General features: G+C 67.2%; 25 protein-coding genes and 1 other RNA gene. 15 read left to right on the top strand and 11 right to left on the bottom strand.

What is annotated here, in order from left to right:
* Window positions 1-22: 22 nt before the first annotated feature.
* Complete coding sequence (locus GGQ97_RS14100; protein WP_168070540.1) at window positions 23-2,338, bottom strand: UvrD-helicase domain-containing protein; 2,316 nt, start codon at window positions 2,336-2,338, stop codon at window positions 23-25.
* Window positions 2,339-3,306: 968 nt separating this feature from the next.
* Here GGQ97_RS14100 and GGQ97_RS14095 point away from each other — a divergent pair.
* The gene (locus tag GGQ97_RS14095) at window positions 3,307-3,663 is read left to right on the top strand and encodes a DUF3140 domain-containing protein (protein ID WP_168070538.1); all 357 of its coding nucleotides are present in this window, start codon (window positions 3,307-3,309) and stop codon (window positions 3,661-3,663) included.
* A gap of 80 nt (window positions 3,664-3,743) precedes the next feature.
* Entirely contained in the window at window positions 3,744-4,580 is an 837-nt protein-coding gene (locus GGQ97_RS14090) for an energy transducer TonB (protein ID WP_168070536.1), read from the top strand.
* Window positions 4,581-4,628: 48 nt separating this feature from the next.
* Here GGQ97_RS14090 and GGQ97_RS14085 read toward each other — a convergent pair whose 3' ends face one another.
* Complete coding sequence (locus GGQ97_RS14085; protein WP_168070534.1) at window positions 4,629-5,072, bottom strand: DUF3597 domain-containing protein; 444 nt, start codon at window positions 5,070-5,072, stop codon at window positions 4,629-4,631.
* Window positions 5,073-5,076: 4 nt separating this feature from the next.
* Window positions 5,077-5,532, bottom strand: coding sequence for a ferritin-like domain-containing protein (locus GGQ97_RS14080; RefSeq protein ID WP_168070532.1), 456 nt, complete (start codon window positions 5,530-5,532; stop codon window positions 5,077-5,079).
* Window positions 5,533-5,738: 206 nt separating this feature from the next.
* Between GGQ97_RS14080 and GGQ97_RS14075 the strand changes: the two genes are divergently transcribed.
* A complete protein-coding gene (locus GGQ97_RS14075) occupies window positions 5,739-7,040 on the top strand; it encodes a dicarboxylate/amino acid:cation symporter (protein ID WP_168070530.1) in 1,302 nt (433 codons plus the stop codon).
* Here the strand turns inward: GGQ97_RS14075 and GGQ97_RS14070 are convergent.
* The gene (locus GGQ97_RS14070; RefSeq protein WP_168070529.1) at window positions 7,037-7,786 is read right to left on the bottom strand and encodes a LytR/AlgR family response regulator transcription factor; all 750 of its coding nucleotides are present in this window, start codon (window positions 7,784-7,786) and stop codon (window positions 7,037-7,039) included. The genes GGQ97_RS14075 and GGQ97_RS14070 overlap by 4 nt on opposite strands.
* A complete protein-coding gene (locus tag GGQ97_RS14065) occupies window positions 7,779-9,020 on the bottom strand; it encodes a sensor histidine kinase (RefSeq protein WP_168070527.1) in 1,242 nt (413 codons plus the stop codon). Before GGQ97_RS14065 ends, GGQ97_RS14070 begins: the two co-directional genes overlap by 8 nt.
* 130 nt (window positions 9,021-9,150) lie before the next feature.
* On the opposite strand from GGQ97_RS14065, the gene GGQ97_RS14060 reads away from it, so the two are divergent.
* Together GGQ97_RS14060 and GGQ97_RS14055 are read left to right on the top strand one after the other, a co-directional pair.
* Window positions 9,151-9,372, top strand: coding sequence for a hypothetical protein (locus tag GGQ97_RS14060; protein ID WP_168070525.1), 222 nt, complete (start codon window positions 9,151-9,153; stop codon window positions 9,370-9,372).
* Between the two features lie 195 nt (window positions 9,373-9,567).
* Window positions 9,568-10,119 (top strand): hypothetical protein, encoded by a 552-nt coding sequence (locus GGQ97_RS14055; protein ID WP_168070523.1) that lies wholly within the window; start codon window positions 9,568-9,570, stop codon window positions 10,117-10,119.
* A 24-nt stretch (window positions 10,120-10,143) separates the two neighbouring features.
* On the opposite strand, the gene GGQ97_RS14050 is transcribed toward GGQ97_RS14055, so the two are convergent.
* From GGQ97_RS14050 to GGQ97_RS14040, 3 genes are read right to left on the bottom strand one after another with little or no spacing between them, the layout of a single operon-like run.
* On the bottom strand, window positions 10,144-10,626 hold the full coding sequence (locus GGQ97_RS14050; protein ID WP_168070521.1) for a 5' nucleotidase, NT5C type: 483 nt from the start codon (window positions 10,624-10,626) through the stop codon (window positions 10,144-10,146).
* A complete protein-coding gene (locus GGQ97_RS14045) occupies window positions 10,626-10,979 on the bottom strand; it encodes a hypothetical protein (protein ID WP_168070519.1) in 354 nt (117 codons plus the stop codon). Before GGQ97_RS14045 ends, GGQ97_RS14050 begins: the two co-directional genes overlap by 1 nt.
* Window positions 10,980-10,990: 11 nt before the next feature.
* The gene (locus GGQ97_RS14040) at window positions 10,991-12,373 is read right to left on the bottom strand and encodes a glutamate ligase domain-containing protein (protein WP_168070517.1); all 1,383 of its coding nucleotides are present in this window, start codon (window positions 12,371-12,373) and stop codon (window positions 10,991-10,993) included.
* Window positions 12,374-12,424: 51 nt separating this feature from the next.
* On the opposite strand from GGQ97_RS14040, the gene GGQ97_RS14035 reads away from it, so the two are divergent.
* The gene (locus GGQ97_RS14035; RefSeq protein ID WP_168070515.1) at window positions 12,425-13,246 is read left to right on the top strand and encodes an LD-carboxypeptidase; all 822 of its coding nucleotides are present in this window, start codon (window positions 12,425-12,427) and stop codon (window positions 13,244-13,246) included.
* Between the two features lie 64 nt (window positions 13,247-13,310).
* On the top strand, window positions 13,311-13,586 hold the full coding sequence (locus tag GGQ97_RS14030; RefSeq protein ID WP_168070513.1) for an SWIB/MDM2 domain-containing protein: 276 nt from the start codon (window positions 13,311-13,313) through the stop codon (window positions 13,584-13,586).
* A 108-nt stretch (window positions 13,587-13,694) separates the two neighbouring features.
* On the opposite strand, the gene GGQ97_RS14025 is transcribed toward GGQ97_RS14030, so the two are convergent.
* The 3 genes from GGQ97_RS14025 to GGQ97_RS14015 form a co-directional block, all read right to left on the bottom strand.
* Complete coding sequence (locus GGQ97_RS14025) at window positions 13,695-14,402, bottom strand: extensin-like domain-containing protein (RefSeq protein WP_168070511.1); 708 nt, start codon at window positions 14,400-14,402, stop codon at window positions 13,695-13,697.
* A 27-nt stretch (window positions 14,403-14,429) separates the two neighbouring features.
* A complete protein-coding gene (locus tag GGQ97_RS14020; protein ID WP_168070510.1) occupies window positions 14,430-15,065 on the bottom strand; it encodes an NUDIX hydrolase in 636 nt (211 codons plus the stop codon).
* Window positions 15,066-15,157: 92 nt separating this feature from the next.
* Entirely contained in the window at window positions 15,158-15,448 is a 291-nt protein-coding gene (locus GGQ97_RS14015) for a hypothetical protein (RefSeq protein ID WP_168070508.1), read from the bottom strand.
* A 93-nt stretch (window positions 15,449-15,541) separates the two neighbouring features.
* Here GGQ97_RS14015 and ssrA point away from each other — a divergent pair.
* The 8 genes from ssrA to GGQ97_RS13975 all read left to right on the top strand — a co-directional run bounded on the left by ssrA (window position 15,542) and on the right by GGQ97_RS13975 (window position 23,601).
* Window positions 15,542-15,893: a transfer-messenger RNA gene (gene ssrA, locus GGQ97_RS14010) on the top strand.
* Window positions 15,894-15,986: 93 nt separating this feature from the next.
* Window positions 15,987-18,104, top strand: coding sequence for an amidohydrolase family protein (locus tag GGQ97_RS14005; RefSeq protein ID WP_168070506.1), 2,118 nt, complete (start codon window positions 15,987-15,989; stop codon window positions 18,102-18,104).
* Window positions 18,105-18,172: 68 nt separating this feature from the next.
* Entirely contained in the window at window positions 18,173-18,760 is a 588-nt protein-coding gene (locus GGQ97_RS14000) for a LemA family protein (RefSeq protein WP_168070504.1), read from the top strand.
* Window positions 18,761-18,764: 4 nt separating this feature from the next.
* Complete coding sequence (locus GGQ97_RS13995) at window positions 18,765-19,265, top strand: TPM domain-containing protein (RefSeq protein ID WP_168070502.1); 501 nt, start codon at window positions 18,765-18,767, stop codon at window positions 19,263-19,265.
* Window positions 19,265-20,092: a TPM domain-containing protein gene (locus tag GGQ97_RS13990; RefSeq protein WP_168070500.1), complete on the top strand. Its 828-nt coding sequence runs from the start codon at window positions 19,265-19,267 to the stop codon at window positions 20,090-20,092. The genes GGQ97_RS13995 and GGQ97_RS13990 overlap by 1 nt, the downstream gene beginning before the upstream one ends.
* The gene (locus GGQ97_RS13985) at window positions 20,086-20,763 is read left to right on the top strand and encodes a TPM domain-containing protein (protein WP_168070498.1); all 678 of its coding nucleotides are present in this window, start codon (window positions 20,086-20,088) and stop codon (window positions 20,761-20,763) included. The genes GGQ97_RS13990 and GGQ97_RS13985 overlap by 7 nt, the downstream gene beginning before the upstream one ends.
* Window positions 20,760-21,302, top strand: coding sequence for an NUDIX hydrolase (locus GGQ97_RS13980; protein WP_342448545.1), 543 nt, complete (start codon window positions 20,760-20,762; stop codon window positions 21,300-21,302). The genes GGQ97_RS13985 and GGQ97_RS13980 overlap by 4 nt, the downstream gene beginning before the upstream one ends.
* A gap of 133 nt (window positions 21,303-21,435) precedes the next feature.
* Complete coding sequence (locus GGQ97_RS13975; protein ID WP_168070496.1) at window positions 21,436-23,601, top strand: M3 family metallopeptidase; 2,166 nt, start codon at window positions 21,436-21,438, stop codon at window positions 23,599-23,601.
* The last annotated feature ends 44 nt before the right edge of the window (window positions 23,602-23,645 follow it).

Raw genomic sequence — 23,645 nt, 5'->3', positions numbered from 1 at the left:
CCGGCGTCGTCCGGGTTCCGGCTCAGCCGATGCTGACGAAGCTGTCGAGCACCCGCTTGCGACCGGCATGTTCGAAGTCGATCTCAAGCTTGTTGCCTTCGATCGCGGCGATGGCGCCGTAGCCGAACTTGCCGTGGAATACCCGCTGGCCGACCGAGAGGTCGTCGCGCCCCTTGTTGCCGAGGCTGACCGCCGAGGCGCGCGCCTCGACGATGCGCTGGGGGACGGGGGTGAAGCTTTGCGCGGCGCGGCCGAAACCGGGGCCGCGGGTGGCGAGGCGGTCGGGGCGTTGGGCGGCGACATGGGCGAAGGGATCGCCGTTCTCGCTCCACTGCGCGCGCCACAGGCTCTCGCCGCCGGTCATGGTGGTTTCTTCCTCGACATGCTCCTTGGGGAGCTCACCGACGAACCGGCTGGGAATGCTGCTGGTCCACTGGCCGTAGATGCGACGATTGGCGGCGTGGAAGATGGTCGCCTTCTCCCGCGCCCGGGTGATCGCGACGTAAGCGAGGCGGCGTTCCTCCTCGAGGGAAGCGGTTCCGCCTTCGTCGAGCGCGCGCTGCGAGGGGAACACGCCTTCTTCCCAGCCGGCGAGATAGACGATTGGGAATTCCAGCCCCTTGGCGGCGTGGATGGTCATGATGGTGACCTTGTCGCCCGACTTGTCGGCGTCATTGTCCATGACCAGGCTGACATGTTCGAGGAAGGAGGGGAGGTTCTCATACTCCTCCATCGCGCGGGTCAGCTCGGCGAGGTTCTCGAGCCGGCCGGACGCTTCGGCGGTGCGTTCGTTCTGGAGGGCGGCGGTGTAGCCGCTTTCGTCGAGCAGCTGGCGGGCAAGTTCGGCATGCGGCGGCGGAGCGCCGGGCGAAGGCGAAGTGTCGGCGGCGGCGAGGTGCATCTGCCGCCAGCGCGCGAAATCGCCGACGAAGCGGCCGAGGCTGCGCTTGGCCTGCGGGGTGAGTTCGTCCGAATCGAGCATCTGCGCGGCGGCAAGCAGCAGCGGCTGTCCGCTTGCGCGGGCATAGCGGTGGATGGTCGCCACCGCCTTGTCGCCAAGGCCCCGCTTGGGGGTGTTGACGATCCGTTCGAAGGCGAGGTCGTCTGACGGGCTCTGCACCAGCCGGAGGTAGGCGAGGGCGTCGCGGATTTCGGCCCGCTCGTAGAAGCGGAAGCCGCCGACGATCTGGTAGGGCAGGCCGATCGCGATGAAGCGTTCTTCGAATTCGCGGGTCTGGAACTGGGCGCGGACGAGGATGGCGATGTCGCTGAGGCTGCCGCGGCGCTGGTGCTGCTCGGCCTCTTCGCCGACCCGGCGGGCTTCCTCCGGGCCGTCCCACACGCCGACGACCTTGACCTTCTCGCCCGTATCGACCTCGGTCCACAAATCCTTGCCGAGGCGGCCCGAGTTGTTGGCGATGAGGCCGGAGGCGGCGCCGAGGATGTGGGGGGTCGAACGGTAATTCTGCTCGAGCCGGATCACCGCGGCGCCCGGGAAATCGCGCTCGAAGCGGAGGATGTTGGCGACCTCGGCCCCGCGCCAAGAGTAGATCGACTGGTCGTCGTCGCCGACGCAGCACAGGTTTCGGCGCGGCTCTGCGAGCAGCTTCAGCCATTCGTACTGGACCGCGTTGGTGTCCTGATATTCGTCGACCAGCAGATATTTGAAGCGGGTGCGATAGCGCTCCAGCACGTCCTCGTGGGTGCGGAAGATCACCAGCATGTGCAGCAGCAGGTCGCCGAAATCGCAGGCGTTCACCGCTTTGAGGCGGGCCTGATATTGCGCGTAGAGATCGGCGCCGCGGCCATTGGCGAAGGCTTCCGCTTCGCCCGCGTCGACCTGGTCGGGGGTCAGTCCCTTGTTCTTCCAGCGGTCGATGCAGGAAGCGAGCTGGCGGGCCGGCCAGCGTTTCTCGTCGAGTTCGGCGGCGACGATCAATTGCTTCATCAGGCGCAGCTGGTCGTCGGTGTCGAGGATGGTGAAATTGCTCTGCAGCCCGACCAGCTCGGCATGGATGCGGAGCATCTTGGCGGCGATCGAGTGAAAGGTGCCAAGCCACGGCATGCCTTCGATCGCGCCGCCGCTGATCCGGGCGATCCGCTCGCGCATCTCGCGCGCGGCCTTGTTGGTGAAGGTCACCGACAGGATCTCGCTCGGCCAGGCCTTCCGAGTCGCGATGAGGTGGGCGAGTCGCGCGGTCAGCGCGGCGGTCTTGCCGGTCCCTGCGCCGGCCAGCACCAGCACCGGGCCCTCGGTGGTCAGCACCGCCTCGCGCTGGGGAGCGTTGAGGCTGGCGAGATAGGCCGGCTCGGGCGACAGGGCAGCGGATTCGGACACGGATCAAGCAGTTAGGGCGAGGAGAACGGAACGGCAACAGCGCGGGGCGGAACAGCGGCGAAACGATTGCACCCGATATCCCCGTTATCCACAGCCACCGCGCTGTCGAATCCGCTTTGCGCGAATCAAAAAAAGAGTCATCTTTCAATGGTGATCGGGGGGCAACCGGCCCTCTCCTCCGAAGGACCCGCAAGGGTGTGACGGCAGGAAAGGAAAGGAACTTCCGATCTCCGCCGGCAAGGCGACGAAGTGGAATTCGTTTGCGAAGCTCGGGCTTCCCCAGGATGCCCGGACAGAGCGGCCGAAGGATCTTCGAAGCGAAGCCGGCAAGAGGCGCCGGAAGAGATGATCGTCTCACCGCCGCAGGCCGGGCATTCCGCAAGGAGCGTCAGGGCAGCGCGAAAGACGATGGTCCCAAGAAGGGCCGCGAACGGACGGTTGGTGGCGACACGGGTTTGAAACTGGCTTGCCAGGGAGAACTCGGGAAGCAGGTTCAGGACCGGACCGAAGCTTGGAAGGTTGCAGCGCTCCTCGGAGTGCAGCGAGTTCGAAGCGGAGGCGAGGACCAGGACCGTCGGAGCGGAACGGTGACAGGGCAAAGGTCTTCGGACTGGAGCTTTTGGATCCGGGAGGCGCCGGCAGAGCCGGGTGGAAGCGACGGAAAGGCCGCAAGGCTGGAACGTGGCGGATGCTTCGGGGAAGAGCTCGGGAGACCGGGCAGCCGATCGAGACCGACGCGACGCCTGAGCGAGTGCGCGAGGATCGTGGAACGCGGACGCTTTTCCTTCGGGATGGAGTGTCGGCACGAAGCGAAGACCGGCAATCTCAAGCTCGGCGCAGTGGGGCTCGGCAGCAATGCCGGGCCCCATTTCTGTTTGGGCGAGGCGCGAATGGCGCCGACCTGCACTCAAGGCCAGCCGCACCAGTGCGAGGCTCGTGCGTTCTCCTCCCAAGAAGGAGTGAGACCTATGGCCGACACCATCGACGCCGACGAACGTAGCGACATCCGCAAAGCTTTCACGGACGCCGTCAACATGAGCCCGTCCGAGCTCGAGAAGTGGCTCGACACCGACGAGAGCAGGGAAGTCGGCTGGAAAGGCGAGGACGGCAAGGGCAAGGGAGAAAGCGTCGGTCACAAGTCGGGCAAGCGGATCGTCGACCTGCTTCGGACAAAGGTCGCCGATCTCGACGAGGACGATCTCGCCCACATGAAGAAGGTGGCGGGCTATGTTCACCGCCACAAGGCGCAGAAGCCAGCGCATCCCGACGGGTCGCGCTGGGAGGCCAGCCTCAAGAACTGGGGACATGATCCGGCCAAGGGCTGAACCCTTGTGTGACGGGCGGTCCGGGCTAGGCTGAGCATCGTCGGGGCGGCGCCATGCCCTCCAGCGCGTGAGGGCCCGTGATGACCATGCTCCTGCTTGCCTTGCTCGGGACTGCCCAGGCCGCGGCGCCCCGTACCCCGCCGCTTGCGCACGGTCGCTACATCGCGCGGCCGCGCGCGAACCTTGCGAGCTACGTCACGTCGAACGACTATCCGCGTGACGCGATCCGCGCCGGACAAGAGGGGACCACCGGCTTCAAGCTGACCATTGGGCCCGACGGGCGGGTGACCAGTTGCGTGATCGAAAAATCAAGCGGCTCGGCATCACTCGATTCGACGACTTGCCGCATCATGGCCAGCCGCGCTCGCTTCGAGCCGGCGCTGGACGCGGCAGGCAAGCCGACCAGCGACACGATGTCGGCGCGGATCACCTGGCGGCTGCCGATGCGACAGACCATTCCGGACCTGGTCGTCAGCAGTTTCAGCCTCGCCCCCGACGGCACGCCCAGCGATTGCCAGATGGAAGTGACCATGGGCGGGCAGGTCGGACGCCGTGCCGCGCCAGACTGCGGTGCCACGCTCTCGGCGCAGCCTTATTTCGAGGCGATCAAAAAAGCAGCGAACGGCACTGCGACGCGGGTGACGATGGAGGTCAGGTTGATCCGCGATGCTGCGGCGCCCTGGCCCGATCTGGACGGGCCAGGGCGGCGGGTAATCTCAAGGGAATTGGCCCGGTTGCAGGTCTCGCAAGGCGGGCAGGTGATGGGTTGCTCGGTGCTCGATTACCGGCCGCTTCCGGGGCCGACCGTTCGTGCCTGTTCGGTGGTCGGGTCGCGCATCGGGCAGTATGAGGTGCCGGGCGACAGCGAGATGCGCATGGTCGTCACGACGGCGCTTGCGGACGGGCCGAAGCGCTGAGGTAAGAATCGGCGGAAGCGCTTATGCTTCCGCCGATCCCGAACTCGATCAGTCGATGAAGCTCGCCGGCACGCGGCCGCCATTGGCAGCAAGCTGCTTCATGGTCGCTTTGTGCAGCCAGATGTTCATCTCCGCCGAGCCGTTTAGCTCACCGGTGTAACCGAGTTCCTGCGCGAGTTCCTTGCGGTTCTCGAGGCTGGAATCGATGCCGAGCAGCTTCATCAGGTCGACGATCGACGTCTTGTAATTAAGGTCGGGATTGCCGCGCTGGGTGCTGATGTCAGCAAGCACCTGCTCGACATCCACTTCCTTGGAGGCGGGTGCGGGTGCGGGCTGAACCTGCGTGTCGGCCTGACCGATGGCTTGGCCTCCCGACGGCTGCGGCTGGGCTGGCGGACCGCCGGCCATCCCGGCCGGGATCGTCGGGCGATGGCCCGGTCCCGGATCCTTGTGACCGAAGATCGCGTCCTTGATCTTGCCGAAGATACCCATGGTGTCAGGCCTCCAGGCCGTGCTTCAGGCTGCTGATCTGGTCGTGGCCTTGGCGCACCGACTGATAAGCGCGCTCGATGATCGTGCGGGTTTCCGGCGCGACGTCGGTGGCGTTAAGCGCGGCCTCGAACTTTTCCTTGAGATAGTCCTCGCCGCGCTCGACCTCGTTGATGATCGCCTTGTCGTCACGACCGGTGACCGCAGCCTTGAGGTCGAGGAAGCGCTGGTGGGTGGCGCCGAGGAAGCTGCCGTCGTCGGGCGCATTACCGCCCAGACGGCGGATTTCGCTGCGAAGCTCTTCGGCGATGCGGCTGCGCTCGTCGGCGTTGCGGCGGAACAGTTCCTGGAACCGGGTGCCCTCGGCGTTCTGCGCGGCGTCGCGATAGCCGTTGACGCTGTCGATCAGGGTGGTGGTGAGGGTCTCGAGCGTAGCGACGCCCTTGTTGTCCGAACCGATCATGGAAATCTCCTCTGGTTCAATTCACGGGGGATGAACTGTCCGGGCCTCAACGCGCCTAGACCCCGGCTGGTTCGGGGGGAGGGGGCTTTTATTAAGCCGGGCCGCAGCGGCAGAGCGGTGGACCGCGCAAGGTGCGGCCACTTGCACGGTCCGACCGGGCCGCTAGTCAGGAGCCAAGCGTGCTCGCGCCTGGAGTTTGACAAAGAATGACTGACGCAACCGCTGCGCCCGCCGACCGACCCAAGGGTCCCGGCGGCAAGAGTGCACTGCTGCTGATGGCGGCGCTGATCGTCGGCCTGGTGCTGGGGATCCTGGTCGCGGGCATGGGCGACGGGATCAAAGAGCCGCTGGTCCAGGCGGCCGGGCTGATCGGCGGCCTGTGGCTCGACGCGCTTCGGATGACGGTCATTCCGCTGATCGTCGCGCTGCTGATCGTCGGCGTCGTCGGGGGCGCCGATGCGGCGCGGGCCGGTGGCCTTGCTGCCCGTGCAGTCGCCTGGTTCATCGGTTTCTACATCTTCTCGGCCTTGTTCGGCGCGATCATGACCCCGGCGCTGCTCAGCGTCTTCCCGCTTCCGCAGGCCGCCGCACAGGCGCTCCAGGCTGGTCTTGCCGGAGTGGATCAGGCGGCCACCGCCGCTGCCGTCCCGACCGTGGCCGACTTCTTCAAGACGATCATCCCGCCCAACCCGATCGCGGCGGCGGCCAACGACCATATCCTGCCCTTGGTCTTCTTTACCGGGGTGTTCGCCTTCGCGCTCGCCAGGGTCGAGCCGGCGCGGCGGGCAGGCGTGCTGGGCTTCTTCGAAGGCGTGTCGGACGCCATGTTGCGGGTGATCGGCTGGGTCCTGTGGCTGGCCCCGGTCGGCGTGCTGGCGCTGGCCTTCGCGGTCGGCGCGGGGGCGGGCGGATCGGCGCTTGGCGCCGTGGTCCACTATGTCCTGATCATCTCCGCGCTGGGCGTGGTCCTGACCCTGGTCGGGTTCGGGATCGCAATCCTGGTCGCGGGCTTCGCACCCGCCGCCTTCTTCAAGGCGATCACCGGGCCTTCGGTGGTGGCGCTGTCGACCCGCTCGTCGCTCGCGTCATTGCCGGCGATGCTGCAAGGCGCCGCAGACCTGCGGGTCCGCCAGCGCGACGCCGACGTCGTCCTGCCGCTTGCCGTCGCGCTGTTCCGGGCAACGGGGCCGGCGATGAATATCGGCGTGGCGCTGTATGTCGCGCACTGGCTTGGCGTGGAGATCAGCACGACCGGCTATGTGGCGGGGATCGCGGTGGCCGCCATGGCCTCGATCGGTGCGGTGAGCCTCCCCGGGCAGATCAGCTTCGTCACCTCGATCGCACCGATCAGCATTGCGCTTGGTGTGCCGATCGAGCCGCTTGCGCTGCTGCTGGCGCTGGAAACCATTCCCGACACTTTCCGCACGCTCGGCAACGTCGTACTCGACGTGGCGGTGACCGGCGTGGTGTCGGAGCGCGGAGCGGTGGCGGAGGAATTACTGGACTAGCGTCCGGCAATCTCCCGCACGCAGTCGGCGTAGAGGCGGCCGACCGGTTGCTCGGTGCCGTCCGCCAGCCGCGCGATCCACCGGCCCGAGGCGTTGCGCTGGAACCCGCTGATGAAGTCGCGGCGGACGATGGCCGACCGGTGCAGACGCACGAACTGCGCCGGGTCGAGCCCTTCCTCGAGCGCCGCCATGCTGTGGTGGATCAGCCAGCTGCGCGTTCCGACGTGGAGCCGCATATAGTCGCGCTCGGCCGAGACGCGGTCGATGTCGATGGCGCGGATCCGGACCAGACCACTGAGGTCGGAGGCCCAGAATTCTTCCAAGTGGCTGCCGGGCGGCGGAGCCGCCTCCTCGGCGCCGGAGCCGCGTCGACTGAGGTGGGCGCGGGCGCGTTCGAGGGCGCGCTCCAATCGCTTGGGATCGACCGGCTTGACCAGATAGTCGACCGCCTCGACCTCGAAGGCCGACACGGCGAACTGGTCGAAGGCGGTCACGAAGATCACCGCCGGCCGGCCGGCCGAACGGCCAAGCTCGCGGGCGACGTCGATCCCGTCCATCCCCGGCATGGCGATGTCGAGTAGCAGGAGGTCGGGACGAAGTGCTTCGGCCATCCGGCAGGCGGCCTCGCCGTCGCTTGCGGTGCCGACCAGGTCGATCCCGCCAAGCCTTGCGAGCAGCAGTTGCAGCCGCTCGGTGGCGAGCGGCTCGTCGTCGACGACCAGCGTCTTCAGGAGGAGATCATCCATCGATGCGGCTCGTCGGCAAGGTCAGGGCCACCCGGTAGCCGCCACCGTCGAGCGGGCCGTGCTCGACCCCCGCGGCGCGTCCGAACCGGGCGCTGAGGCGCTGTGCGACGTTGGCGAGGCCAACCTTCGTGCCGGCCGGCGGAACCGGCTTGCGCGGTGTTTTCAGGATCGTGCCCCCGAAGTTGGCGACCTCGATCCGCAGTCGGCCGGGCAGGGGTTCTTCCGCCGCGATGCGCAGCGTCACCTTGTCGCGGGTCTTGCCGAGGCCGTACTTGATCGCATTCTCGACGATCGGCTGAAGGATCAGCGCGGGCAGGCGGGCCGAAGCCAGCCCTTCCGGGACGTCGATCTCGACATTGAGGCGGCGGGGAAAGCGGACCTGCTCGATATCGAGGTACAGCCGCTGCAGGTCGATTTCCTCGGCCAGGCTGACGTCGGCGGTGGGGTCGATCGACAGGCTGGAGCGGAAAAAGGTCGACAGCTTGAGGATCATCTCCTCGGCTTCTTCCGGGCGGCCGGTCATGACCAGGCTCGACAGGCTGTTAAGCGTGTTGAACAGGAAGTGCGGATTGACCTGGTAGCGCAGCGCCCGGACCTGCGCGACCTGCGCCGCGCTTTCGGCGGCGGCGGCGCGCTTCTGTAGGTCGAGCGCCTGGCGCTGGCTGACAAGTGCCAGATAGACGGCCGACCAAGCCCCGAAGAAGAACAGCCAGATGACCGCAGCATCGGCAGCCAGGCGCAGTTTGTCGCGCTGGGCCATGTCCTGAACGGTTGGCATGGTGAACACTACCGGATCGGCAGCGCTGCGTTCGATACGCACCTTGCCTTCCTTTTGGATCAGGACGACGCCGTCGCGACCCTGGATCCGAAATTCCTCCTTGCTGGTCTTCTGCTGGCCTTCGCTCAGGACGAGGATCGCGGCATGAACGAGACTGGCGACGACCACTGCCGCACTCGCCACGACGGCCTTGCGGCGGATCGCCGGTCCGGTCGCGAATGTCGCGATCGCCAGATAAATCAGGGTCGTGAGCACGACCCCGACCAGGATCGTCAGCATCTTGTTCAGAAGGATCGTGGTCGGATCGCTGCCGAGAAAAGCGCGAATGACGATGGTGGCGATGTAAATCGCCCAGAAGCCCACGATGGTCTTTGCAGCCAGGCGCCAGTCGGCAAAACGACGCGGCGCAAGCTCATCGCCAAAGATCAGCCGGTCGCTGCTGAGGGGCATGTTCATGCGCGGCATCGTGGCGGGGGCCGACCCGCCGCGCAAGCGGCCGGCCGCCGGTTGCCGAACAGCGATGACCATTGGTCGAAGCGGAACGGCCACGGCGGGGAGAACGTTGTTGCGGCGAAAGGATGACCGAATGAGCGAAGAGAGGGGTAAGGACACGCCGCCGGCCGTGCACATTGCCGATCCCGATGGTGAACTGGAGAAGAAGCTGCGCCGCGATCCGGGCAACGACGATGCCAAGGTCGACGTGGGCAGCGATGAATCAATGGACGCATCGGATCCGCCATCCGCGTCCCAGCCCGGGTCGAGCGACCAGCCGGTTCCCTCGAGCGGGTTTCCCGCCAAGGACGGCTAGCCGACCGTCAAGGTGAGTTGATCACTGCGTTGCAGGATTGCGACAGCCGCGGGTCATCTCGCGGCTGTTCGATTAAGCACGTGCAATCACCACTCAATCCGGTTTCAATATGAACCGGGGTTGGGTTGATGGTTAAGCACTTTGCAACGCTTCAACTGTCATAGCTTTCAGCCCGAGTTATAGGAGCCTGGGGTCATGACGACGCGTTCGACGCAGCCTGCCGGTGGAGCGTTGCTGCTGAGCGAGATGAAGGAGTTCGCCGGGTTTCCCAAGGCGACCCAGCGTTACATCCGTCGCAGCCTCGACATCGCCTTCGGCCGCCGTGACGCGCTCGAATGCTGGGCGCGCGACGAGGGCGAAGCCGCCTCGATCCGCGGCCAGGGCCGGCTCTACAAGCAGCTTGACGCGCTTCGGATGCAGGTGCCGGACGACAGCGGGCTGGACACCATCGACCCGTTTATGGGCCTGCTGATCACGCTGACGGCGTTCGACCTCGGCCAGGACCGGATCCCCAACTTCGCCGCCTATCGTTTCCTTTACGAGCGGCTGCTGGGATCGGCTGCCCGCCCGTGGCTGCCCGCCGCCTTCTGCGCGGCGTCGGCGCTGCCGCATCTCCATCCCGATCGCCGCCGGCTGCTGCTGCAGTCGATCAGCGAAAGCGCGGCCACCGCGCCCGGCTGGTCGAACCGTGAGCCGGTGTTCTGGCCGGAGTGGGTCGAGAAGGTCGACATGGCGGACGCCGCCTGAGCCACGCCCGTCGCCGCTTCGGCGTCAGGCTTTCACGCTGGGATAGATTTCCGCCAGCCGCGCGATGCTGTCGCGCGCGCTGCGGTGGAGCACGTAGATCCCGCCCGCCGCTTCCCACGCCGCCATGTGGCGTTCGCTGTCGTCGACCAGCACGTCGGCGCCTTCCATGTGGCGATGCTTGTCGCGGGCCATGCAGGTGATGATCGGCACGCCGGGGAAGTGTTCGGCGGCCCACGCCACTTTCTGGGGTGCAGCCCAGTTGCCGATCGGAAGACCGGTGAGGATGGTCGGAGCCAGGTGCCTGACCGCAGCGAACAGCTCGTCGGCGTCGGGCATCTTGGGCAGGGCGGCGTAGAAGTCCCCCGCGCGGGCAAGCCGCTTCCAGAACTGGCCCTTGCCATTTTCCGCCTCAAAGGTCGCGGCATCGGTGCCGAGCAGGGCCCGGACGCCGGCATCGAAATCTGCCAGCACCCCGTCACAATCGAGGAACAGCCTGGGTTCGGTCACTAGAGGCGGGCCGGGGTCACGGTGATCGGGACCGGATGGTCGAGCTCCTTCCAGCCGCGCTCCTTCAGCACGTCGTTGCTTTCGCGCGCCTTGCGGCCGGGGGCGAGCGACCAGGTGATGTGATAGGTCGATCCGTCCGGGCGGTCGACGGTGCCGTCGATAGTCACCACCATCGCTTCGACCCCGCTGTCATCATCGGTCCGGCCGACGATCGCTGCTTTCACCTCGTGCGGCGGATCGCTTTTGCGGACGTCGAGGGTGACATGGTCGGCGACGACCTCCGCATAGCGCGGAGGGTGGTCGCGGAGCAGGGTTTCGCGCATCTCGCGGTCGAGTTTCCAGCCATTGGTCATGCGGGGCTCAATCAGCCGCGTGCGGCGAGGTTCCCGATCAGTTCGGCCGCGAATTCGCTGAGCGTGTCGTCGCGCGCGCCGAGGATCGCGATGGTGTCGCCGGGACGGGCAAGCTCGAGCAGCCGCGCGGCGATGGCGGGGCGCTCGGGCACATGCTCGGCCCCGCCGCCCTGGCTGCGCACCGCGTCGACCAGCCATTCGGAGCCGCGCGAACGGTCCACGGTGCCGCCCTGGTAGACGGGGTCCGACAGGATCAAAGTGTCGCCTTCGCGCAGGCCGCCGGCAAAGGTCGCCGCAAGCTCGTCGCCCATCTTCGCCAGCGGGCCGTAGCCGTGCGGCTGGAACATCACGAGCAGGCGGCCGGAGCGCGCGGTCAGCGTCGCGAGGGTGGCGGCGATCTTGTCGGGGTTGTGGGCGAAGTCGTCGATCACCGTGATCCCGTTCGCGCTGCCGACCGTCTCCAGCCGGCGCTTCAGGCCCTGGAAGGAGCCGAGCGCCTGTGCGGCCGCGTCGAGCGGCACGCCGAGCGCCTGGGCGGCGGCGAGGGCGGCCAGCGCGTTGCCCGCGTTGTGACGGCCGGGAAGGGGGAGCAGGACGTCGGCAGTTTCGCTGCCGGTGGTGACGGTGAAGCGGCTGCCTTCGTCCCCCAGCGCCAGGCCGGAGCCGCGGACCGCTGCAGCGCCGTCGAAGGCGAAGCCGGTGGCGCCGGCCGGCGCGAGCATCCGGCTTTCCTCGTCATCGAGGTTGACCACGGCGATGGTCGCCGCGGCCAGGAAGCCGCCGAACAGCGCGCGCAGTTCATCCATTTCCTTGTGGTCGAGGCTGACGTTGTTCAGCACCGCGACTGTCGGGCGATAGAGCGCGATCGAGCCGTCGCTTTCGTCCACCTCGCTGACGAACAGGTCGGGATCGCCGACCAGCGCGCTTGCAAAGGGCGTTTCGGGCGAGACGAAATTCTTCATCACCGCGCCGTTCATGACTGTCGGGTTGCGGCCCGCACGATGGAGGATCCAGCCGATCATACCGGTCACGGTCGATTTGCCCGAGGTCCCCCCGACCGCGACGCTGGCGGCGGCGGCGTTGAGCAGCTCGGCCAGCAATTGCGGGCGGGTGAGGTGCGGGAGGCCAAGCTCACGCGCCCGGGCGACGTCGGGAATGCTTTCCTCAACCGCGGCCGAGGTGACCAGGGTCATGCCGGGGCGCAGCCCGCTGCCGTCCTGCGGAAACAGCGCGATGCCCTGTGCGCGGAGAAAATCGAACTTGGCCGACAGCCGGCCGGCGTCGAGCGCCCGGTCGGAGCCGACGACCGCGCCGCCGCGGGCGCGGACGATGCAGGCGAGGGGAAGCATGCCACTGCCGCCGACGCCGCAGAAGAAGGTGCTGGAAGAGGTCATGGGCCTGCCCCTATTGAGGCGGCGGGCCAGTGGCAACGGAGCGAGTGCGCGATGAGGATCGGAGTGGTGGCGCCAAGCTGCCCGTTGAAGGTCGAAGCGGCAGAGCGGGTGCAGGCGCTTGCAGGGCAGGTCGGGGCAAGCCTCGTCATCCATCCCCAATGCTTTCTCGAGGACGGGCATTTCGCCGGGCCGGACGAAGCGCGGCTTGGCGCGCTCACCGAAATGCTGGCCGATCCCGGCATCGACGCGGTGTGGTTCGCCCGCGGCGGCTATGGCTCCAACCGGATCGCCGCCGAGGCCGTGCGCAACCTGCCCGAGGGCGCGCGATGGAAGCGGGTCGTCGGCTTCAGCGATGGCGGCTTCCTGCTCGCGGCGCTGCACAAGGCCGGGCTTGCGGTGGCGCACGGACCGATGGTCCAGGACATTCTCCGCAAGGATGGCGAGGACGCCGTGATGCGTACCCTGCGCTGGTTGGCCAGAAACGATTTCGATGCGCTGGAGCCGCGCCTCGATGGTCCGGCCTTCGCCTTCAACCTGGTCGTCCTGTCGAGCCTGATGGGTACCGACCTCGAGCCCGACTTCACCGGCGCCGAGCTGCTGATCGAGGAAGTCGACGAGGAGCTCTACCGGATCGACCGATTCCTGTTCCATGTCACGGGCCAGCCCGGCTTCGCCAGGGTCCGCCAGCTGCGGCTTGGACGCTGCGCGCTCAAGGCCAACGACCGGCCGTTCGGGGCCGAACCGGAGGCCGTCGCGCGGCACTGGTGCGAGCGGGCGGGCGTGCCGTATGGCGGCCGCGCGGATATTGGCCATGACAGCCAAAATCGAGTGGTGCCGTTCCCCTTGCGGAACAGAGGGGCCGCTCTCTCGTAGGAGCCTCTTGCAGAGGGACGCGCTTTGCGCTCTATCTCTCTGCCGAAACCAACAGGAGGGCCGTATGGCAAAGGAATCGAGCGGGACTGGTCGTAAGGCAGGGGGCGGTCTTGCGCGGCCCGTTCAACCTTCGCCGGATCTCGCCAAGATCGTAGGAAACGACCCGCTTCCGCGCAGCGAAGTGGTGTCGAAGGTGTGGGATCACATTCGCAAGAACAACCTGCAGAATCCTCAGAACAAGCGCGAAATCGTCGCTGACGACAAGCTGCAGAAGATCTTCGGCAAGGACCGTTGCACCATGTTCGAGATGAACAAGCACCTGTCCAAGCATCTGTCGTAAGCGCGTCTACCAGCGCTGCTGATGATGAAGGGGCTCGCCGCAAGGCGGGCCCCTTTCGCTTGTGGTGCGATCAGTCCTTGAACTGGATCGATTCGTCTTCGGCGTCGGTCAGCGGCAGGCGCGCCAGCCGGCCGGGCCGCGGTCGGCGGTATCGAGATGCAGGTGGTCGCGGTGCGCCTCGTTGTAATCGGGCGAAAGAACGGTGCTGAAGACCCTGCAGGCCGAATCCCTGGCGGCGCGAAGAAAGGCGGCGTCGGCCGGCGCGCCGGTCCAGTCGCGAAGGAGCGAGATGCGGCGTCCGTCGGTCAGTTCGAAGCCCAGGATGTCGACCGCATCGGCGGTGGCATGCTCGCTGAATGGCCCGCCCCCGCGATTGTAGAGGCGGCGGCAGGAATAGCTGCCGGCATGGACGAAGCGGGCAATTCCGGACCCCAGGAGCCGCTGCGCGTCGGCCTGCACCTGCCGCTCCCACACACCCAGTGCCGCCGCGACCGGGCAACTGGTGATTAGCCCGCCGGGGGAGGGGGCGATGCCAAGCGACACCCTGGTCCCGTCATTATAGCCGCAATTGTCGGACTCGCGGCGCGAGGGGGCAGGGCGGCTCTGGTTGCCGGCGGCTGCGATCAGGGCGCGGCAGCGCGGCGCGTCCTCTCCCAGTTCGGCGATCTTGCCGGCGGTGAAGCGGCCCGGAGGGGCGGCGAGGTCGAGCTGCGCCCAAGGCAGGTCCTGCCCGCGCCCGCGCAGCAACGCGGAGCCTTTGATCAGCAGTATGGCCAGGACGGTGAAGGCAAGGAAGATCCGGATTGCGCTGAGCATTGCCTGCTTCAACGCGTCCGGCCCGGATCAGGCCCGGATCGCGCGATCCAGCCTTTCGGCCGTAACCGGATAGCCAAGATGATCGGGGATGACGAGAAAGCGGGTGCCCTCCCGCTCCTCGATCCACGGGCTGATCACCTCGACCGGGTGCGCCTCGGCATGGTCGCGGATTGCGGCGAAGGAGGCGAACTGGGCCAGCCGCTCGAGGTTGCGGATGGTGGGGAAGATGGCGCTGGCCTGATTGGCGGCGATTTCGTCGAGCATGGCGGCCGCGGAGATCCATACCGCCCGCTCGCATTCCCCCGGCTGGGGCAGGAGCGGTCCGGGGTCAGGCGGGCAGGGGGCGATGAAGAAATAGGTGTCGAACCGGCGGTGGCGGACGTTGTCCGGACGCCAGCGGGCGAAGGGAAGCAGGTTGCCCGGCTCGATCCGCAGCCCGGTTTCCTCCGCCGTTTCGCGAACCGCGGCGCGGGCGGCGGCATGCGCCTCTGAACCTGCTCCCGCCCAGTCGGAAGGATCGACACGGCCACCGGGAAACACCATTGCCCCGGCGGCAAAGGCCATGGTCCTCGGCCGTTCGATCATCAGCAATTCGGGCGGGCCGTTATCCACCTCACGGATCACCACGAGGGTCGCCGCTAGAATTGCTGGATTGTCGGTCATGTCCGGGAGATGAGGCGCGGAAGGGCAAAAGAAAAGGCCGGCCTCCCGCAGTGGGGAGACCGGCCCGTCCCAATCGCTCAGGAAGCGATTGATTACATCGCGTTCACGGCAGCAGCCGCGCCAGCGCCGTTGGCGGCGTTGACGTCGGCGTCGTCGATCGCGTCTTCCTTGCGATCGCCTTCGGCCTCGAGGGCGTCGGCCTGGTTCTCGAGGCTGGCGGCTTCGGCGCCGTTGGTGGTGTTGTCAGCCATCGCTTCCAGGTTGTCGGCAGCGGCTTCGTAGTTGTCGTTGACGTTGTCACCGAGCGAATCGTCGCCCTTGCCGCCGCAAGCGGCGAGAGCGAGGCTGGCGGCGCCGACGAGCGCGAAAGAAAGCTTCTTCATATTGGTACTCCCCTTATGGTTCTTGTGACCCGCGGTTCTTTACCCGCTTGAGGGCGCCCAACGCCAGCCCAATCCTTTCGGTTCCGTCACGCATCACTTGGAATGCGGAACCCATGCGCCTACATTGGCCGGGCCGGGCAACCGGCTATGCTGGTAGAGTGTAGGTAGAAATAAGCATTTCGGACCCGGGGGGCAGTACCCCGGCGCCTCCACCAGCAGCGGCGAATTTTTCACGTCTCGCCGTTGCTGATGGGGGCGAAACAGGATCGACGGATGTGGTAAAGTGCTTGCTGCCAGCGGGCTTGGATCGGCCCTAAAACGGTCATTCTCACAAGTGCCAACGATAACGAGGCGCTCGCGATTGCTGCGTAACTGACGGCCTAACGGTCAGACGTTACAAAGCTTAAGCGCGGTTGGACCGAACCGGGCAACAGAATCGGATTCCAGCGGTACGGGAGGCACCGGGCAACAGAAGCCTCCCACCTTTTCTTTGCAGTCGCGCCGTGCAAGCTTCCCGTCATCATTTTGGGGGGAAACCATGCGCCTTTCACTCGCCGCTGCCGCTTTGCTGCTCACCACCTCGAGCGCCGCGCTTGCCGCCCACCCTGGCGAGGAACTGGACGGGCGCATCCACGCCGGCCTGTCGCAGGACCCGCCGGGCCCCGGAAGCGTGCCGCTGCCCAAGGAAAAGCTGCTGGTCCCGCCGGCCGGCGCCCAGCATTTCGTGGTCGTGTCCGATTCGGCCAAGCATGGCGATGCGTGGCTGTGGGACCAGCCCGACGGCAGCCGGGCCGGGCGCTTTTCCATGTCGCTGCGCGGGTGGATCACGGAAACCGACGGCGTCGTCCGCCTGAACCAGGCGGGCTTCCCGGCCTCGCTGGTGGTGCGCGGCGTGTCGCCCGAAGGCGATGCCGCAGAGACGATGAGCGTCGGCCCGGACGGCGTTGCGACCTGGAAGGCGGCCGCGGACAGCGGCTCGGCCCCGCTTACCGGCTTTTATGTCGACAATGGCGCTCCGCCGTTCCTGATGGAAGCGGCGCTCGGGGCGGCGCTTCGCAAGAGCGGTGCGGCGGGGGTTCCGCTGCTTCCGGTCGGGCGGGCGTTCCTCGAGCAGACTGGCGTCTCGGCGACGGTGCAGGGGCCGGGGGGACCAAAAACGCTGCGCCTGGTCCAGACCCGCGGCTTCGGCATGGCGCCGTCCTCCAGCTGGGTCGACGAGAAGGGCGAGCCGTGGGGCTCGGTCGGCTGGATCTCGTTCGTCCCCGCCGGCTATGAGGAAGCGCCCAAGGTGCTGCGCCCGATCCAGCGGGATTATGAGCGCAGCCAAGTGACGGCGGTCGCCGCCAAGTTCCTCGATCCCGTCAACCGCGCCCCGGTCCTGTTCGACAACGTCACCCTGTTCGATGCCGATGGCGGCCGCTTCGTGCCGGGGCAGGCGGTACTGGTGCAGGACGGTAAGATCGCGCGCATCGGCCGCGCCGGATCGCTCAAGGCGCCGGCCGGGGCGCGAAGCATCGACGGAGCGGGCAAGAGCCTGGTGCCGGGCTTGTGGGATGCGCATCGCCATGCCGGCAGCGAGCGGGCGCTGATCGGCAACCTGGCCACCGGCATCGTCAACTATCGCAGCCCCGGAAGCAGCATCGAGGATGCCGAACGGCTGATGGCCGCGCAAAAGGCCGGCACCCTGCTTGGCGGCGAGGGCTGGTTCCAGGCGATCGTCGACCGCAAGGACCCGCTTGCGGCGCAGGGCGCGACCACCGTGTCGAGCGCGGCGGAGGCGGTGGAAGCCGTTCGGATGATCAAGGCCAAGGGCCTGTGGGGGGTGAAATTCTACACCTCGATGGATCCGGCCTGGATCGCCCCGGCCGCCGCCGAGGCGAAGAAGCTGGGGCTTCACGTCAACGGCCACGTGCCGGCCCGGATGCGGCCACTGGAGGCGGTGCGGGCCGGCTATGACGAACTGACCCACATCAACTTCGTCGTCATGCAGCTGATGCCGCAAGCGGTGGTCGACAAGGCCAATACCGCGGCCCGGATCGAGGGGCCGGCGAAATATGCCCGCAGCCTCGACCTCAACAGTGCGGAAGCGCACGCCATGCTGGCCGAGCTGAAGCGGAAAGGCACTTGGGTCGATCCCAGCCTGGTGGTGTTCGAATCCACCCTCGTTGCCGATGGCGGCACACCGCAGGCCCCCGTCGCGGCCTATGCCGACAGCGTGCCGCCGCTGGTCGCCCGCGGGTTCAGGGCCAGCGGACACCCGCTGATCGAGAATTTGACCCGCGACGATTACCGCAAGAGCTTCGCCAAGCTGGTCGAGCTGACCGGCGCGCTGCACAAGGCGAGCGTGCCGATCGTCGCCGGGACCGACGGCGAGGGCCGTGAACTGGTCCGCGAGCTCGAACTCTACGAGCAGGGCGGACTCAGCAAGGCGGCGGCGCTGCAGACCGCCACCATCAACCCGGCCAGGCTGGTCGGCGCCGAGGCGCGCACCGGATCCATCGCGGTCGGCAAGGAAGCCGACCTGATCCTCGTCGACGGCGACGTCAGCAAGGATCTCGGCGCGCTGCGGCGGGTGTTGACGGTGGTCAGCAACGGGGTGGTGATGGACGGCGACGCACTGCGCCAGGCCGCGGGCTACACCGGCCGGCCGAAGTAGCATTGCAGCCGGCCGGTGTCCCACCTACGTAAGGCACCAGCAGTCAATTCCTCAGGGGGAACACCACCATGACGACCCTTCGCCGCCTCGGCCTGCTTGCGCCGCTCGCTGCCCTTTCGCTGGCCGGTTGCGGCCTCAACTCGGTCCCGACGGCCGAGGAGAACGTCAACGCCAAGTGGGGCGACCTGCAGAGCGAATATCAGCGTCGGTCGGACCTCATCCCCAACCTCGTCAACACGGTGAAGGGTGCGGCCCAGCAGGAGAAGAGCGTGCTGGTCGAGGTGACCGAGGCGCGTGCCGGTGCCAATCGCATCCAGCTCAGCCCGGCCGACCTGTCGGACCCGTCCAAGGTCAGCGCCTTCAACGACGCGCAGAACCGCATCACGCTCAGCCTGCAGCGGCTTCAGGAAGCCTATCCCGAGCTCAAGTCCAACCAGAACTTCCTGACCCTGCAGAGCCAGATCGAAGGGACCGAGAACAGCATCCTCGTTGCGCGCCGCGATTATAACGAGGCGGTGCAGGGCTATAACACCCGCATCCGCACCTTCCCCGACGCGATCGGCGCGAAGGTCATCTATGGCGCCAAGCCCAAGGTTCCGTTCGAGGCAGCGGCGGCCGCCCAGAACGCGCCCACGGTGAACTTCAACGCGCAATAAGCGGGTGCGCGCGGCCCTGACATTGCTCCTCGCCTGCGCTCTCGCTTCCTGCGGGGAGCAGGGCGGAGGCGAGTTCAGCTTCTGGCAGACCAAGCGCACCGGGGCCAATGCGACGCTGCGCGTCGAGGTCAAGACCACTGGCCTGGTCATCGACGCCGCCAACGTGCTCGAACCCGGTGAAGAACAAAGGATCGGCAGACTGGCGGAGAAGGCCGGCGAGACGTCAAGGCGCAAGGTGCTGGTCCTGACCGTGCCGCCGCTTGCGGGACAGTCGCTGGAGCAGTTCGGCTGGGCGATCAACGGCCAGCGCAAGGATGAAGGAACGGTGTTGCTGATGGTTCGACCCGACGACCGCATGGTGCGGGTGGAAAGCGGCGGCGCGCTGACGCCGGTGCAGGCGGCCCGGGTCGCGGCGGCCATGGGGCCGCAGCTTGCCGCCAAGCGGCCGGCGGCGGCGATCGAGACTGGTCTTGGCGTCTACGCATCGCTGTGGGGCGCCGACTGATGCTGCGCCGGCTCCTCCTCGCCCTCACCCTTGCCCTGTTCGCGCTGGCGCCGGCCACCGCACAGACCTTTCCCAAATTGTCGGGCCGGGTGGTCGATGCGGCGAACCTGCTCGATCCCGCGCAGGAAGCGGCGCTGACCCAGGAGCTGTCGGCACTCGACCAGCAAAGCGGACGGCAACTGGTGGTCGCGACCATCCCCAGCCTCGAGGGCCGGACGATCGAGGATTATGGCTACCGCCTCGGCCGCGAATGGGGAATCGGGTCGGCCGAGGAAGACGACGGCGTGCTCCTGATCGTCGCGCCCAACGAGCGCAGGGTGCGGATCGAGACCGGTTACGGCGCGCGCGTGTTTCTGACCGACGCCTTGTCCAGCGTGATCATCCGTAACGCGATCACGCCGCGATTCAAGGCCGGCGACTTTCCGGGCGGCATCGCCGCCGGCGTGGCTGCCATTTCCGAGCAGATGCGGCTTCCGCCGGCCGAGGCCGCCAAGCGTCTGCAGGAAGCGGAAGCCGGGGCGGCATCCAGCAAGCGATCGGGCGGAAGCATCGGGATCTTCCCGATCGTCTTCTGGGGATTGGTGGTCGGCTTCGTGTTCCTGTCGTTCGCGCGCCGGGGCCAGGGCCGCAAATATCGCGGTAAGCGGCGGCGCGGCAGCGGCGTCGATCCGATGGTCGTGCTGTGGGGCCTCGACGTGCTGAGCCATGCCGCCCGCGGCGGCGGCGGTGGCGGCGGATTTGGCGGGTTCGGCGGCGGCGGCGGTGGCGGCGGCTTCTCGGGCGGCGGCGGAAGCTTTGGCGGCGGCGGAGCGTCGGGATCATGGTAACCCTGCGGCTGGAACCCGACGACCATCGCAAGGTGAGCGAGGCCATCGCCGCGGCCGAAGCTGCCAGCGACGGCGAGATCCTGACCATCGTGTCGGCCGACAGCGACAGCTATCACGACGTCGCCCTGCATTGGGCGGTGGCCGGAATGATCGGGGTGCTGGCGATCTGCGCTTGGCAAACGGCGAGGCTTGCGAGCGCCTGGGAGGGGCTGTTCGGCTGGGGCGCGGAAGCGAGCGCGGGAGAACTGCTGTTCGCTGCGATGATCCTCGCGGTGGTCAAGTTCCTGGCCGTCCTGCTGGTCCTGAAATGGAAGCCGCTGCGGCTTGCGCTGACCCCCGGCGCGACCAAGGGCCGCCGGGTCCGCCGCCGCGCCATCGCGCTGTTCCGCGCCGCCGCCGAAAGCCGCACCGTCGGCCGGACCGCGGTGCTGATCTACCTCAGCCTTGCCGAGCACCGCGCCGAGATCGTCGCCGACGAAGCGGTGACCAGGGTGACTACGCCCGAATGCTGGGGCGACGCGATGGCCGAACTGATCGGCGAGATCAGGGAAGGGCGTCCCGGCACCGGCCTTGCGCTTGCAGTCGAGGAAGTGGGCGAGGTGCTGACCCGCCATTTCCCCAAGACCAGCGAGGACGTGAACGAGATCCCCGACAAACTGATCGAATTGTGAGCCGCGATCCGGACCTCGACCTGCCGCCCGAAACGATGTGGGCGGGCCGCTTCGTTCAGGCCCAGCGCAAGGGCAAATGGGAATATGCCGGCCGGGTCGGCGGGATCCGGGCGGTGGTGGTGCTGGCCGAGCATGAAGGCCAGTGGATCCTTGTCGAGCAGCCTCGCGCAGCGCTTGGCGGGCCATGCCTCGAACTGCCGGCAGGCCTGGTCGGCGATCACGGCGACGGCGCGACCATCGAGGACACCGCCGTCAAGGAACTGGAGGAAGAAACCGGCTTCACCGCCGGAAGGATCGAGCGGCTGGGCGACTTCCATGCCTCGCCCGGAATGCTCAGCGAAGGCTTCACCCTGGTCCGCGCCCATGATGTCCGCCGCATCGGCGAGGGCGGCGGCGTGCCGGGGGAAGAGGACATCGTCGTCCACCTCGTGCCCAAGGCGGAGCTTGCGAATTTCGTCGCGGCGCGCCGTGCGGCAGGTGTCGCTGTGGACGTCAAGCTGCTGCTTCCGCTCGCCCCGTTTCTCCTCTCCGATCAATAGCTTGGCCATATTGGGTTAAGCGGGTGCCAGCTATCGCGGGCCCCGATGCACATCCGTCCGTCGAACTTCCCCTTGGCCTCCGCCGGGAAGCGCGGCACTGCCCCTCCTGCAATCACCAAGAGGTCGTTCCTTGATGCTGAAATCCGTTCTCCTTGCCGGTTCCTCGATGCTGTTGCTGGCCGGCTGCGCGACCGTGCCGGCCGCTGAGCCCGCCGCGACGCCGCCGGCGGTCGCCGACGCCGCGCCGGTCGAGGCTGCACCGGCGGTGCCCGACAACATCCTGCTGGCGGACTGGACCGGCGCTTATGGTGGCGTCCCGCCGTGGGACCAGGTCAAGGTCGGCAACTTCCCCGAAGCGCTTACCTTCGCGATCGACGAGCAGCGCCGCGAATTCCGCGCCATCGCCGACAATCCCGATGCGCCGACCTTCGCCAACACGATCGAGGCGATGCAGGAGGCCGGCGACCGGCTCGACCGCGTCGGCAGCGTGTTCGGCGTCTACACCAGCAACCTGTCGACCCCCGAGGTCCAGGCACTGAACAAGGAGTGGAGCCCCAAGCTGTCGGCGGCGGGGGATGAGATCACCCTCGATCCCAAGCTGTTCGCCCGCATCGAGACGCTCTACAACAATCGCGCCGGCCTCGGCCTCGATCCGGTCCAGCTGCGGCTGCTCGAGCGCACCTACGAGGCGCGGGTCCGCAACGGCGCCAAGCTCGATCCGGCGCAGAAGCAGCAGCTCAGCGGCTACAACCAGCAGCTGGCGTCGCTGTTCAGCGATTTCAACGCCCGCCTGCTCGCGGACGAAAGCACCTTCATTCAGGCGAGCGAGGCGGAGATGGCCGGGGTTCCGGCCGACATCAAGGCGGCTGCCGCAGCCGTTGCGAAGGCCAAGGGCCTGCCCGCCGGCAGCTATGCCATCCGCAACACGCGCTCGGCGTTCGAGCCGGTGCTGACCTTTGGCACCAACCGCGCGCTGCGCCAGAAGGTGTGGACCGCTTTCGTCAACCGCGGCGACAACGGCAATGCCAACGACACCAACGGGCTCATCAGCCAGATCGTGAAGCTGCGCGCCGACCGCGCCAAGCTGCTCGGTTTCCAGACCCATGCCCATTGGCGCATGCAGGATACCATGGCCAAGACGCCCGACCGGGCGATGGACCTGATGATGCGGGTGTGGCCGGCAGCGGTTGCCCGGGCCAAGGAAGAGATTGCCGACATGGCGCCCTTCGCCCGCGCCGCGAAGATCTCGACCGTCGAGCCGTGGGACACGCGCTTCCTCAACGAGAAGGTGCGCAAGGCCAAGTACGACCTGTCGGAATCCGAGATCAAACCCTATTTCCAGCTCGATAATCTGGTCCAGGGCATGTTCTGGAGCGCTGGCCAGCTCTACGGCCTGCAGTTCAAGGAGAATACGGGAGCGGTCCCGGTATTCCACCCGGACGTCCGCACCTTCGAGGTCAGCCGCGAGGGCAAGACTGTCGGCCTGTTCTACCTCGACACCTACGGCCGCGAGGGCAAGCGCTCGGGCGCCTGGATGACCAGCTATCGCCTGCCGAGCGCACTTACCGGTCGCGACCCGGCGCTGGTCAGCAACAACAACAACTTCAACAAGCCCGAAGCGGGCCAGCCGGTGCTGGTCAGCCTCGACGATGCCTCGACCCTGTTCCACGAGTTCGGACACGCCATCAATTACCTGCTGTCGGATGTCCGCTATCCGGGCTTCAACGGCTCGCAGCGCGATTTTGTGGAATATCCGAGCCAGGTGAACGAGAATTGGCTGCTGACCCGGCCGGTGCTCGACCGCTTCGCGCTGCATTACCAGACCAAGCAGCCGATGCCGAAGAGCCTGGTCGACAAGATCGAGCGCGCCGACACCTTCGGGCAGGGCTTCCAGACGGTGGAATATCTGTCCTCGGCGCTGGTCGACATGAAGCTGCACCTGCAGCCGGGCGGGGTGGTCGATGCCGACAAGTTCGAGCGGGACACGCTGACCGAGCTTGGCATGCCCAAGGAAATGACCATGCGGCACCGCCTGCCGCAGTTCGGGCACCTGTTCAGCTCCGACGCTTATTCGGCCGGCTATTACAGCTACCTGTGGTCGGAAACGATGGACGCCGACACCTGGGCGGCGTTCGAGGAAACCGGCGACCCCTTCAACAAGCAGATCGCGGACCGCTTCCGCACGATCCTGTTGTCGACCGGCAGCCAGACCGACCGGGCCGAGGCGTATCGCCAGTTCCGCGGGCGTGACCCCGACGTGACGGCGCTGCTCAAGCGTCGCGGCTTTCCTTTGAAGTAAGGTGAAGGGGCCGCTGAAGTAAGGCGAAGGGGCCGCTCCGGGAG

Origin of the sequence: Sphingomonas kaistensis (assembly GCF_011927725.1) — a bacterium.
Taxonomy (GTDB): Bacteria; Pseudomonadota; Alphaproteobacteria; order Sphingomonadales; family Sphingomonadaceae; genus Sphingomicrobium; species Sphingomicrobium kaistense.
This window is presented reverse-complemented; position numbering and strand designations above follow the sequence as displayed.